The 13,509-nt window shown below is 39.8% G+C and carries 13 protein-coding genes; all 13 read left to right on the top strand.

Going from position 1 to position 13,509, the window contains the following annotated elements:
• The first annotated feature begins 246 nt into the window (after positions 1 to 246).
• The 13 genes from ftsA (at position 247) to ileS (ending at position 13,473) form a co-directional block, all read left to right on the top strand.
• Complete coding sequence (ftsA, locus tag RE409_RS08325) at positions 247 to 1,545, top strand: cell division protein FtsA (RefSeq protein WP_201181525.1); 1,299 nt, start codon at positions 247 to 249, stop codon at positions 1,543 to 1,545.
• Positions 1,546 to 1,589: 44 nt separating this feature from the next.
• Positions 1,590 to 2,747: a cell division protein FtsZ gene (gene ftsZ, locus RE409_RS08330; protein WP_053345245.1), complete on the top strand. Its 1,158-nt coding sequence runs from the start codon at positions 1,590 to 1,592 to the stop codon at positions 2,745 to 2,747.
• A 585-nt stretch (positions 2,748 to 3,332) separates the two neighbouring features.
• Positions 3,333 to 4,259 carry a sigma-E processing peptidase SpoIIGA gene (spoIIGA, locus tag RE409_RS08335; protein ID WP_201181523.1) on the top strand — a complete coding sequence of 309 codons (927 nt, stop codon included), beginning with the start codon at positions 3,333 to 3,335 and terminating at the stop codon, positions 4,257 to 4,259.
• Positions 4,260 to 4,318: 59 nt separating this feature from the next.
• On the top strand, positions 4,319 to 5,038 hold the full coding sequence (gene sigE, locus RE409_RS08340; protein WP_053345247.1) for an RNA polymerase sporulation sigma factor SigE: 720 nt from the start codon (positions 4,319 to 4,321) through the stop codon (positions 5,036 to 5,038).
• Between the two features lie 151 nt (positions 5,039 to 5,189).
• Entirely contained in the window at positions 5,190 to 5,969 is a 780-nt protein-coding gene (gene sigG, locus RE409_RS08345) for an RNA polymerase sporulation sigma factor SigG (protein WP_053345248.1), read from the top strand.
• A 238-nt stretch (positions 5,970 to 6,207) separates the two neighbouring features.
• Positions 6,208 to 6,477: a YlmC/YmxH family sporulation protein gene (locus RE409_RS08350; protein ID WP_053345249.1), complete on the top strand. Its 270-nt coding sequence runs from the start codon at positions 6,208 to 6,210 to the stop codon at positions 6,475 to 6,477.
• A gap of 56 nt (positions 6,478 to 6,533) precedes the next feature.
• The gene (gene pgeF / locus RE409_RS08355) at positions 6,534 to 7,367 is read left to right on the top strand and encodes a peptidoglycan editing factor PgeF (RefSeq protein ID WP_201221471.1); all 834 of its coding nucleotides are present in this window, start codon (positions 6,534 to 6,536) and stop codon (positions 7,365 to 7,367) included.
• Positions 7,364 to 8,041 carry a YggS family pyridoxal phosphate-dependent enzyme gene (locus tag RE409_RS08360; RefSeq protein ID WP_201181512.1) on the top strand — a complete coding sequence of 226 codons (678 nt, stop codon included), beginning with the start codon at positions 7,364 to 7,366 and terminating at the stop codon, positions 8,039 to 8,041. Before pgeF ends, RE409_RS08360 begins: the two co-directional genes overlap by 4 nt.
• Before the next feature lie 14 nt (positions 8,042 to 8,055).
• Positions 8,056 to 8,520, top strand: coding sequence for a cell division protein SepF (locus tag RE409_RS08365; protein ID WP_201181511.1), 465 nt, complete (start codon positions 8,056 to 8,058; stop codon positions 8,518 to 8,520).
• 6 nt (positions 8,521 to 8,526) lie between these two features.
• Positions 8,527 to 8,793 carry a YggT family protein gene (locus tag RE409_RS08370; protein ID WP_053345253.1) on the top strand — a complete coding sequence of 89 codons (267 nt, stop codon included), beginning with the start codon at positions 8,527 to 8,529 and terminating at the stop codon, positions 8,791 to 8,793.
• A gap of 140 nt (positions 8,794 to 8,933) precedes the next feature.
• Positions 8,934 to 9,707: a YlmH family RNA-binding protein gene (locus RE409_RS08375; RefSeq protein WP_201181510.1), complete on the top strand. Its 774-nt coding sequence runs from the start codon at positions 8,934 to 8,936 to the stop codon at positions 9,705 to 9,707.
• 85 nt (positions 9,708 to 9,792) lie between these two features.
• Entirely contained in the window at positions 9,793 to 10,308 is a 516-nt protein-coding gene (locus tag RE409_RS08380; protein WP_053345255.1) for a DivIVA domain-containing protein, read from the top strand.
• Between the two features lie 396 nt (positions 10,309 to 10,704).
• Positions 10,705 to 13,473 (top strand): isoleucine--tRNA ligase, encoded by a 2,769-nt coding sequence (gene ileS, locus RE409_RS08385; protein WP_201181509.1) that lies wholly within the window; start codon positions 10,705 to 10,707, stop codon positions 13,471 to 13,473.
• Positions 13,474 to 13,509 lie beyond the last annotated feature (36 nt).

Below are 13,509 nucleotides of genomic sequence, written 5' to 3' on the forward strand. Positions count from 1 at the left end.
GTGATAAATGACGAATAGTTTAAGGCAGTATCTAGTTTGGAAATGATATCCGTTTTTTTGAGAAGCGAACAATAACCATCATAAAGAGCTAAACCTACGAGTTTTATCCAAAACATATTAGATAATCTAGTTTATTATCATATTAGCGAGTTGCAATTAGGTTTGTTATTCAATTATGAATAGGTCTTTCAATATAAAAATGTTATTCTACTAATACATGTATAAAACCGAAGGAGGTGCCATGGAATGAACAGCAACGAAATTTACGTAAGTCTTGACATCGGTACATCCAGTGTAAAAGTTATCATTGGGGAAATGGTCAATGACACATTAAATATAATCGGCGTAGGGAATGTTAAATCAGAAGGGCTCAAAAAGGGTTCGATCGTCGATATAGATGAAACCGTCCAATCTATTCAAAAAGCTGTAGAGCAAGCTGAGCGAATGATTGGGATGGAGATAAAAAAAGTAATCGTCGGTATCAGTGGAAATCACGTCACGCTTCAACCTTGTCATGGGGTGGTAGCAGTATCCAGTGACAATAAAGAGATTACTGAGCATGACGTTTTCCGTGTTAGAGAAGCAGCGGAGTTAATAACGATACCATCCGACAGGGAAATTATCGACGTGGTACCGATTCATTACAAGGTTGATGAACTTGATGAAATCAGTGATCCAAGGGGCATGATAGGTGTTCGTTTGGAAATGAGAGGGATATTAATCACGGGTCTGCGGACAATCTTACATAATACTCTGAGGTGTGTGGAAAGAGCTGGGTTAGAAATAACCGATATTGCTCTTCAGCCCTTAGCAGCAGGTGCCCTTGTATTATCCAAGGATGAAAAAGAACTTGGTGTGGCACTTGTCGATATTGGCGGAGGTTCTACAACTCTGGCAATTTTCGAACAAGGCTATTTACAATATACGTCTGTGATTCCTATAGGCGGGGAGACTCTTACGAAAGATCTTTCCATCGTTCTAAGGACAACGATGGAAGAAGCTGAAAAAATTAAAGTTAAGCATGGACATGCCTATTATGATGACGCGTCTGAAGATGAAGTATTCCAAATACCAATCATCGGCAGCGACCAGCAGCAGCCCTGCAATCAGTTAATGCTTTCAGATATTATTGAAGCAAGGGTGACCGAAATATTTGAGCTGATTCAAGATGATTTGAGGAGACTTGGCTTCCAGGATGTCCCGGGAGGTTTTGTGTTGACCGGTGGTGTCGTCAAGATGCCAGGAGTCCTGGAGCTTGCTCAATATGTGTTCCAAAATCGTGTGAGGACGGCAGAACCGAATTATATCGGAGTTAGAGAGCCTCAATACACGACAGCTGTAGGTCTGATTAAACACGCATGCAAGAAAGAGAGAATGCAAAAAAACACCGCTAATAAAACTCCTGTAGCAGCTGGACAAGCACAAGAAAATAATGACCAGCGCAGTCAAAAAGTTTCTCAGAAAAGTAAAGAGAACACGGCTAAAAAACAAGGTGAAAAAGGTGAATCTAAATTCAAAAAAATCCTGGGTTACTTTTTTGAATAACAATCATAAAGAATCGGGAATTTCGTCAAAATAGGAGGATTGTCATGTTGGAGTTTGATTCTAATTTAGAACAATTAGCAACGATAAAAGTAATAGGTGTTGGCGGCGGCGGAAACAATGCGGTAAACAGAATGATCGAGCATGGCGTACAAGGTGTTGAGTTTATTTCAGTCAATACTGACGCGCAGGCTCTTAATCTATCAAAAGCAGAAATCAAAATGCAAATCGGTGGTAAGCTTACACGTGGATTGGGTGCTGGTGCCAACCCGGAGGTAGGAAAGAAAGCCGCAGAAGAAAGCAAAGAACAAATTGAAGAAGCGCTTAAAGGTGCCGATATGGTTTTCGTAACTGCTGGAATGGGTGGCGGAACAGGTACAGGAGCTGCGCCGGTTATTGCTGGTATTGCTAAAGATTTAGGAGCACTTACGGTAGGTGTAGTCACACGTCCATTCACATTCGAAGGCCGAAAACGTGCAACTCAGGCACAAGGCGGTATTTCTTCCATGAAGGAATCGGTTGACACACTAATCGTCATTCCAAACGACCGTCTCCTCGAAATTGTTGATAAAAGTACGCCAATGCTTGAAGCATTCCGTGAAGCGGATAATGTTCTTCGTCAAGGTGTACAAGGGATTTCAGATCTAATTGCCGTCCCTGGTCTTATTAACTTAGACTTTGCCGATGTTAAGACAATCATGTCCAACAAAGGTTCAGCTCTTATGGGCATTGGGATTTCCTCAGGGGAAAACCGTGCAGCAGAAGCAGCGAAGAAAGCTATTTCCAGTCCCCTCCTTGAAACATCCATTGATGGTGCTCAAGGCGTCCTGATGAATATTACTGGTGGAACGAACCTAAGTCTTTTTGAAGTTCAGGAAGCAGCCGATATCGTGGCTACTGCATCCGATCAAGACGTAAACATGATTTTCGGTTCGGTTATCAATGAAAATCTTAAAGATGAAATCGTCGTTACAGTTATTGCAACTGGGTTTAACGAGGTTGAATCTTCAATACGGCCTGCTGGACGTCCAACGCTTGGACAACAGCAGCAACCTAGACCTCAGACACAACAAACGCCACAGTCAAATGTTAAGCGTGAAGTGAAGAGAGAAGAAGTCAATGAGCAGCCTGTGCGTAATACTAATCAAGGTGATGAGGCTCTGGATATTCCAACCTTCCTTCGTAACCGTAATAGAAGGCGTTAATTTCTTAACCATAATGAACCGTTCCCAATGGGAACGGTTTTTTTGTGTTTAAAAAAATCTCTGCTGAAAAGCTGAATTTTGATTGAAATCATCAGATAAGCGCATTAAATACTCTATGGCCTTCAAAAAGGTACTATCAATAGTGTTACACGGTTTCTCTGTATCTGACTAATGGGTTTCTAACTAAGAGTAAACTGAGAAGTGGCTTAGGGTTATTCATTGCACTCAATGCCCTATTTTAAACGTAGTAAAAACAACTAGACATTCTCATTTGAAAAATAGGTGAAGAACGTTTCCGAGCAGACGTTCTATTTGTATTTTGAACTTTCATCATCTTAAGGAGAAAAAGATAACGGGCGGGAAGAAATTCTTTATCTTTTGAAACATAAATCGACAGCAATAAAAGGGAGCAGGATAGTCTCTATGACTTAATTGAAAATATCAATAGCTGTTTTTCTACAAAAAGGGAAAAAATGACTGAAAAACTCTTAAGTTTTCAGTACAAAAAGTGACACACTTTCTAAGGGAAGGTACGCTATACTTTTTGCAAGTGGAAGGTTAGTTCCTAAAAGGAGGGGAGGGTTTTTGACCTTATATTTAGATGTGATCTGGTTGTTGAATTGGTCATTTGACTGCCTCCTTCTATATTGGACTGCAATTATTCTCAAACGAAGGGTTGCTCTATGGCGGGTTTGTGTCGGTGGGCTGATTGGTTCCTTCATTATCGTATTGGCGTTCACTCCTTTTTATGCAATTGCCGACCGAGTTTACATGAAGATTTTAGTTTCTCTATTTATGGTTCTGGCTACCTTTGGGTTTAATAGGTTCAACCTTTTCATGAAGTCGGTAGCTACTTTATATTTTGTGACGTTTTTATCGGGAGGAATCCTTCTTGGCCTTCACTATTTGTTTGAATTTCAAATAGTTTCCAAGGACCCTAGCCAATATGCTGGAATCAATCGTTTTGGTGACCCTGTCAGCTGGATATTTGTGATGATTGGGTTCCCGCTTGCTTGGCAATTTTCCAAGCGCACACTCGAGGGGATGGAGATGACAAAGCTTACACATGAACAAATGGTTTCAGTATCGGTTAAAATTTCAGACTTTGAAGGAACATTTAATGGGCTGGTGGATAGTGGAAATCAGTTATATGATCCGATTACCCGCTCTCCAGTAATGATTATCTCCCTTTCAGGGGGGGAAGAAGGAATCCCAGCAGATATGCTAGACCTGTTTAAAAACCCTGATAGCCTGGTTCAGCAGGAGGAACAGCCTGAGTATTCGTGGACTGGACGAATGCGAGTTATCCCTTATAAAGTTGTCGGTCATGAACATCAATTGTTAACTGCGGTTAAGCCGGATTTTATTAAAATCGTTCAAGGTGAAAAAGAGTATCATGTCAAGCAGGGACTCGTTTCGTTTACCTTTCAGCAACTTTCTCCCGACAATAGCTATCAATCTATTGTTCATCCAAAAATGTTAACCGGCATACCGGTGCAAAATGCCTCCTGAACCACTGATTCATTCAAAAATTTTACCCATTAACCGTTTATTTAGAAGGGAGAATTATTTTGAAGAAATTCATTCTTCGACTCACTTATTTTTGGTACAAACTATTGTTCAAGCTCGGATTGAAAACGGACGAAATATTTTATATAGGAGGGAGTGAGGCGCTGCCACCGCCGCTTTCAAAAGAAGAAGAGGCAATACTGATTAATAAATTGCCTAAGGGCGATGAAGCTGCACGATCGATTTTAATCGAACGAAATTTAAGGCTGGTTGTCTATATTGCAAGGAAATTTGAAAATACAGGTATCAATATAGAAGACTTAATCAGCATCGGTACCATAGGTTTAATTAAGGCTGTAAATACATTCAACCCCGAGAAAAAAATTAAATTAGCTACATATGCCTCTAGATGCATAGAGAATGAAATTTTAATGTATTTACGAAGGAATAACAAAATACGTTCTGAAGTGTCTTTTGATGAACCACTGAATATTGACTGGGATGGAAATGAGCTCCTGCTATCGGACGTCCTTGGTACTGACGATGATATAATTACGAAGGACCTGGAGGCAAATGTGGACCGTAAGCTGCTAACGAAGGCTCTAACGCAGCTCTCCGAACGTGAAAAACAGATAATGGAGCTTCGTTTTGGACTTGCAGGTGGAGAAGAAAAAACCCAAAAAGATGTTGCCGATATGTTGGGAATTTCCCAATCTTATATTTCACGTTTGGAAAAAAGAATTATTAAGAGGCTTCGAAAAGAATTTAATAAAATGGTGTAAAAAAAATGATGGGCGCAAATACCAATTAAATCAATGCTTTGAATGCAATAATGAAAAATAATGGTGATTTTCTGTTCAAGCCTTGTGCATATTTTTTTCTCCCGCGGAAATACTGTTTTTTGTACAGCGCTCCTGTGAGGAGGGAATAATTTTGTCTCGTAATAAGGTTGAAATCTGCGGTGTGGATACATCAAAATTACCGGTTTTAAAGAATGAAGAAATGAGAAAACTCTTTAAAGAACTGCAAGATGGCGATATTTCAGCAAGAGAGAAACTGGTAAACGGGAATCTTCGACTCGTTTTAAGCGTTATTCAGCGCTTTAACAATCGGGGAGAGTATGTAGATGATCTATTTCAGGTAGGCTGTATAGGGTTGATGAAGTCGATAGATAACTTTGACTTAGGTCAAAATGTTAGGTTTTCAACGTATGCTGTACCAATGATTATTGGAGAAATCAGAAGATATCTCCGTGACAATAATCCGATTCGAGTTTCCCGTTCTTTAAGAGACATTGCTTACAAAGCTTTGCAGGTTAAAGAAAAGCTCATTAGCCAAACTCTTCGAGAGCCGACAGCTGAAGAAATCGCCAAAGTGTTGGAGGTACCTCATGAAGAAATTGTTTTTGCATTAGATGCAATACAAGATCCAGTTTCCCTTTTTGAACCGATTTATAATGATGGCGGGGATCCGATTTATGTACTCGACCAGCTGAGTGATGAGAAAAACAAAGATAGTACTTGGATTGATGAAATAGCAATAAATGAAGGCATGAGACGGTTGAATGACCGGGAAAAAATGATTCTTCGAAAACGGTTTTTCCAAGGGAAGACGCAAATGGAGGTAGCTGAGGAAATCGGCATTTCACAAGCGCAGGTCTCCCGATTGGAAAAAGCAGCAATTAAGCAAATGAATAAAAATATCCAACAGTAGAAGCTGAGCATGAGAAAAAGTTGGCTGAAGCGGGTAGGGACAAAACGTCCAACTACCCGCTTATCAGCAACTTATCCATAGCGGCTTTTTTATTATGTTTAAAAACTCTGAAGAAGTATACTTCACAAACACCATGAAGGTACGTTTATTTATTGTAATCTTCATCCTTAAGTGAATCATGTCATATACATAGAAATAGGACCTTCATTTATGATGAAAATTTGAGGAGCTGAGTGAAATGACTAGAATTTCTGAATTTCAAATTAAGGATATCGTCAATATAGCTGATGGGAAGAAATTAGGTAATATGTCAGATCTTGAAATCAATACAGCTACAGGGAAGATTGAAGCGATTATAGTCTCCAATGGCACCAGGTTAATGGGGTTTTTCGGGAGGGAACAGGACATCGTGATTCCTTGGCGTAAAATAAAAAAAATCGGTGCGGATGTCATTCTTGTTGAACATCAGACAGTATTTCAAGCAGAACTGAAAGATGAAAGGTTTTAGAGGGTGCAGGGTGCAAATATATGATACACTAGACTAAAAATAAAGAGGTTTAAATTATGAAAGAACCATTTGTTATAATAGAAGACCAATATTTGCTCATTGACAGCTGGAGACATCAAAACCTCCAGCTTGTAGCGGGCTTCTCCACGAAAGATGGGGGAGTTAGTTCTGGAAACTTTAAAACGTTGAATACCGGTTTTCATGTAGGGGATAAGCTAGATGATGTCCAGGAAAACCGCCGAATTTTAGCAGAAAAGCTATCTTTTCCGCTCGATGAATGGATAGGAGCCGAGCAAACGCATGAAACATATATCCAGCAAGTGACCAGTCTCGATGCCGGGAAAGGCGCAGCAGATTATGCTTCAAGCTTTAAGGCTACCGACGGGTTTTATACGAAGGATAAAAATGTTTTATTGACCCTTTGCTATGCTGACTGCGTGCCCTTATATTTTCTGGCTCCAGCACATGGTATGATTGGAGTGGCGCATGCTGGCTGGAAGGGTACCGTTAATGGAATTGCACGAAAAATGGTTGAAGCTTGGCAGAGTAAGGGTATAAAGTCAACGGAGATATTTGCTGTAATTGGACCATCGATTTGTTCAAAGTGCTATGTTGTTGATGATAAAGTGATAGATTTGGTGCAGAATTTGCTGGAAGATAATGACGAAAAGCCCTATAATTTAATCAGCGAAGGACAATATCATTTAGACCTTAAACAGCTTAATGCAATGGTTCTTCAAAAATCGGGAATTCCAAAAAGTCAGATTGACGTGACATCATATTGTACAAGCTGTAATCATGACTTGTTTTTTTCGCATCGCCGTGATAACGGAAAGACAGGTAGATTGATGAGTTTTATTGGTTGGAAGGAGGATTTAGGGAAGCAGTGAAAGTAGTAGATAATTTAAAAAACATCGAAGAAAAGATAAATAAAGCATGTGAAATTAGTGGAAGGAACCGTGATGAGATAAAGTTAATCGCGGTGACGAAATATGTTTCCATTGAGAGAGCAAAAGAGGCCTTGGAAGCAGGCATATTCGATTTAGGTGAAAATCGAGATGAGGGTTTATTGAATAAATATGAAGTGCTGAAGGATGAACCAAACTGGCATTATATTGGCTCCATGCAAACACGCAAAGTAAAGAATGTCATTGATAAAATTTCGTATATTCATTCATTGGATCGTATTTCTTTGGCAGAAGAAATACAAAAACGGGCAAATGAGCCGATAAACTGTTTAGTCCAGGTTAACGTTTCAGGTGAAGAATCTAAACATGGAATAGATCCTGAAGCGGCACTTGATTTTATACAAGGGCTATCGACTTTAGATAAGGTAAATGTTGCTGGATTAATGACAATGGCGCCTTTGACAGATGATGAACAATTATTGCGCAGATGCTTCCGAAAATTAAAGGGACTTCAAGTGGAAATCCAAAAAGCTGGCTTAAGACATGCTCCATGCACTGAATTGTCCATGGGGATGTCCAATGATTTTACGATTGCGATTGAGGAAGGCGCTACAATGATTCGCATTGGTACAGCACTGGTAGGCGAAGAATTATAAGGAGGTACGCATAGATGACGTTCGTATCAAAATTTAAATCTTATTTCGCGCTGGATGATGAGTATGAGTACAAGGAAGAAGTGGTGGAAGAAGAGGAGGCTGAACAAAAAGTCGTGAAATCAGGTAAACAACAGCAGCCCACTTCTACAGGAAATAACTCCAATAAGAATATCGTAAGTTTGCAAAGCGTACAGAAATCTTCTAAAGTAGTATTGTTGGAACCTCGTGCTTATGCAGAAGCCCAAGAAGTTGCGGACCATTTGAAAAACCGTCGTGCCGTTGTTGTGAACCTTCAGCGGATTCAACATGACCAAGGAAAGCGAATCATTGATTTTTTAAGTGGAACTGTCTATGCAATCAGCGGGGATATCCAAAAAATTGGAACAGATATATTCTTATGTACTCCGGATAACGTCGATGTTTCGGGTAATATTACCGGTTTCGCCGCCGAAGAGGAGTATGAAGAAGCGAGGTGGTAATGTTTAATGGGTTTAGTGCTTCAAGGTTTATATTATTTAATTGAAATTTATTCAATGGCATTAATCGGTTACATATTAATGTCATGGTTCCCTAATGCTCGGGAAACATCGATTGGCCAATTCCTGGAAAAGATTTGCGAACCTTATTTAGAACCGTTCAGAAAATTTATACCACCCCTTGGCATGATCGACCTTTCACCGCTTGTGGCCTTGTTGGTTCTTAACTTTGCCAGCGGATATGGAATCTATTATCTGCAAACTTTAATCGGGTGATTAACTTTTAATCTGAAAATGCGTATTTCTTACTACACAGTTGGATAATGCCCCACTGTGTAGTAGCGCAACGAAGAAGTCAATATTTATATCCTGATGAGCGACCATTAATTAGACAAGTAAGGAGCAATTATTCAATCATGAGTATTTATCAGCATTTCAGGCCGGAGGAAAAGGATTTTATCGATCAGGCAGTGAATTGGATTGACCAGGTGAAAAATTCTTATGCTCCAAAACTTTCTGATTTTCTCGATCCGCGTCAGCAGGAAATCCTTTCTTCCTTATTAGGGAATGATTCGGATGCAAAGCTGCAATTTTATGGCGGGAGTGATTTCGTTGAACGAAAACGTGTGCTCATTTACCCTGATTATTACTCTCCTGAACCATCAGATTTCAATATCTCCTTATACGATATCTCCTATCCAAAAAAATTTGTTACATTAGAGCACAGGCAAATACTTGGAACCTTGATGTCTCTGGGGGTAAAACGTGAAAAATTTGGTGATATAATAGTGACAGAGGAGCAAATTCAATTTATCGCTGCCGAAGAGATGGATTTATATCTCGTAGGAAACCTAGAAAAAATCGGTAGCGCTTCCGTTACGATTAAAAGGCTTCCCATCGAGAATATCATCAAGTTGAAAGAAAATTGGGAAGAGCAAGTAACTACTGTTACTTCTTTAAGGCTTGACAGTGTTTTATCGTCCGTCTTGAATATTTCTCGTCAAAAAACACAAGTGCTGATAACATCGGGAAAAGTAAAGGTGAATTTTAAGCAAACAGATAATGTTTCGGAAGAATGTCGCGAGGGTGATACACTTTCTATCAGAGGTTTTGGTAGATGTAAATTAGCCTCAATAGATGGAAAAACCAAAAAGGATAAGTGGAGAATCTCATTAGGCAGACAAAAATAATTCAATCGCAAGCAGGATTCATACATTTATTGTCGAATATAGAGTTTTAACATACTAGAGTAGAAACCGTTCTGGAGGTGCCGTAATGCCCTTAACCCCGATAGATATACATAACAAGGAATTTGGTAAAGTATTTCGAGGGTATGATGAAGATGAAGTAAATGAGTTTCTCGACCAGGTCATTAAAGATTATGAACTGATTTTGAGAGAGAAAAAAGAACTTGAAGAAAAATTAAACGAAACTTATGATCGTTTAGGACATTTTACGACCATTGAGGGTACACTTAATAAGTCGATTATTGTCGCACAGGAAGCAGCAGAAGAATTAAAGCGCAATGCTCAAAAAGAAGCCAAGCTGATCATTAAGGAAGCTGAGAAAAATGCTGATCGGATCGTCAATGAGTCGCTTGTGAAAGCAAGAAAAATAGCGATGGATATTGAGGATTTGAAAAAGCAGTCAAAAGTATTCCGGACACGTTTTAAAATGCTTGTCGGAGCACAGCTTGATTTGCTGGACAATGACGATTGGGATCATCTTCTTGATTATGAAGTAGATGCGACTGAAATAGAACTAAATGAAAGAGTGGAAGAGGAAATTTAAAGGTTTCCTTGACTTTAAACACTTTTTTCGCATATAATTTTTTAACAATACTATTCATGATGACATTAGACGATGACAGGGACAGTAGATTCTTCAAACACTTATATTTAGCGAGCCGGGGATGGTGCAAGCCCGGAATAAGCGAAGAATTTGAATATCACCCTTGAGTTCTGAGTTGAACCTGCTGTTGCAGTAAGTAAACGATGCGTTTCATTCACGTTACGAATGCTCGAGAGGATGGATTCGCTTTATTGTGAATCTTTCTAGCCAGGGTGGTACCGCGGGAAGCAAAGCTTTCTCGTCCCTTTTTTAGGGATGAGAGGGCTTTTTATTTTGTCCGGATATCAAGTCATCGGTTCGAATGAATTTGTGTAAAGACGGATGGAGGATTTTATAATGGAATATAAAGATACCTTATTGATGCCTAAAACTGAATTTCCAATGCGTGGTAATTTACCGAAACGTGAGCCAGAAATCCAGGAAAAGTGGAAAGAAATGGACATTTATAAAAAAGTGCAAGAACAAACTGAAGGACGCCCTTTATTTATTTTGCATGATGGACCTCCATATGCAAACGGCGATATCCATATGGGCCATGCAATGAATAAAGTTTTAAAGGATTTCATTGTCCGCTTTAAATCAATGAGCGGTTTTCAAGCACCATATGTACCGGGCTGGGATACGCACGGACTACCGATTGAAACGGCACTAACTAAAAAAGGTGTAAAGCGGAAAGAAATGAGCGTAGCTGAATTCAGAAAGCTATGTGAAGAGTATGCGTACGTACAGATCAACAATCAACGTGAGCAGTTTAAACGTATTGGGGTTCGCGGAGATTGGGAGAATCCTTATATTACCCTAAAACCTGAATATGAAGCACAACAGATCAAGGTTTTTGGTGAAATGGCGAAAAAAGGCTATATCTACAAAGGAAAAAAACCTGTTTATTGGTCTCCTTCAAGTGAATCAGCCCTAGCGGAAGCTGAAATTGAATATCAAGACAAACGTTCTGCATCTATCTATGTTGCTTTTGAAGTCACAGATGGAAAAGGTGTAATTGAAGAAGGCGTAAAAATCATTATTTGGACAACAACACCTTGGACGATTCCAGCTAACCTTGGAATCTCATTGCATCCACAATTAAATTATGTGGTGGTATCTGTCGAAAATGAAAAATATTTAGTAGCTGAAGCTCTTCTTGAATCAGTTACAGAAACTCTAGGCTGGGATAACCCAACTATATTGAAATCGGTAAAAGGTAGCGAACTGGACCGTGCCGTTGCTAAACACCCTCTTTATGACCGGGAATCACTTGTTATGTTGGGCGAGCACGTAACAACTGAGGCTGGTACTGGTTGTGTTCATACTGCACCTGGACACGGGGAAGATGACTTTATCGTCGGGCAAAAATATGGCTTGGATGTTCTTTGTCCTGTAGATGAAAAAGGTGTCATGACAGAAGAAGCAGGGGAATTTGCAGGATTATTTTATGATCAAGCAAACAAACCAATTACGGAAAAATTAACAGAAGTGGGCGCACTATTGAATTTGACGTTCATTACCCATTCTTATCCACATGACTGGCGGACGAAGAAACCGACTATTTTCCGTGCAACGGCGCAATGGTTCGCGTCAATTAAAGACTTCCGTGGTGAACTGCTAAAAGCGATTGAAGAAACGAAATGGGTGCCGGCATGGGGTGAAACACGCCTGTTTAATATGGTCCGTGACCGTGGAGATTGGTGTATTTCCCGTCAGCGTGCATGGGGCGTGCCAATTCCAGTATTTTATGCAGAAAATGGTGAACCAATCATCACGGATGAAACAATCAACCATATTTCAGAATTATTCCGCGAACAAGGGTCAAATATCTGGTTCGAACAGGAAGCGAAAGATCTTCTTCCAGAAGGGTTTACCCATGAAGGCAGCCCGAACGGTATCTTCACGAAGGAAACGGATATCATGGATGTATGGTTTGACTCAGGTTCTTCCCATCAAGCAGTACTTGAAGAAAGAGATGATCTGCAGCGTCCTGCTGACCTTTATTTAGAAGGTTCGGATCAATACCGCGGCTGGTTTAACTCATCTCTTTCAACAAGTGTGGCTGTAACAGGAAAAGCACCATATAAAGGTGTGTTAAGCCACGGGTTCGCTTTGGATGGTGAAGGCCGTAAAATGAGTAAATCGATTGGGAACGTTGTACTTCCATCTAAAGTCATGAACCAACTTGGCGCAGATATTTTACGCCTTTGGGTTGCTTCTGTGGATTACCAATCAGATGTAAGAGTTTCAGATCCGATTTTAAAACAAGTTTCTGAAGTGTATCGCAAAATCCGCAATACATTCCGCTTCCTGTTAGGTAATTTGGATGGCTTTAATCCTGATACTGATAAAGTGGTATTCCAAGAATTACGTGAAGTCGATCAATATATGCTAGTAAAATTGAATAAGCTGATTACTCAATCGAAACAAGGCTATGAGAATTATGAGTTTGCTACAATTTATAATATGGTCAATAACTTCTGTACGCAGGACTTAAGTTCGTTCTACCTTGATTATGCGAAAGATATTTTATATTGTGAAGCACCTAACGGTAAAGATCGTATGGCGATCCAAACGGTTCTTTACGAATCATTGGTCGGCTTAACGAAATTGGTGTCACCAATTCTTTCTCATACAGCTGATGAAGTATGGGCGTTCATTCCAGGTGTAACGGAAGAAAGTGTACAATTGACATTGATGCCCGAAGCAATTTCAATCGATAATGCTGAAGCCATTGAAGAAAAATGGACGGCATTTATGGATGTCCGTGATAATGTCTTAAAAGCATTGGAAGAAGCTCGTAATCAGAAAGTTATCGGAAAATCACTGAACGCAAAAGTGATGGTATATGTAAATGAAGAAACAAAGAATCTGCTTGATAGCATCGAAGAGAGCTTTGAACAGTTATTCATCGTATCCGAGTTTGTAATCGCTGGCGATGTGGCAAGTGCCCCAGCAGAAGCGGTAAAACTTGAGGATATTGCTATTCTTGTAACAAAAGCAGAAGGTGAAACGTGTGAACGTTGCTGGAATGTTTCAAAAGAAGTAGGCCAAGTGGAAGAACATTCAACACTTTGTCCACGCTGTGCAACTGTAGTGAAAGAGCATTATGTGAATCAATAATTTAAAAGGAGGGCCGGTTCCCATTAGATGAGGGGA

The sequence above is a fragment of the Peribacillus sp. R9-11 genome (genome assembly GCF_031345095.1).
GTDB lineage: Bacteria > Bacillota > Bacilli > Bacillales > DSM-1321 > Peribacillus > Peribacillus butanolivorans.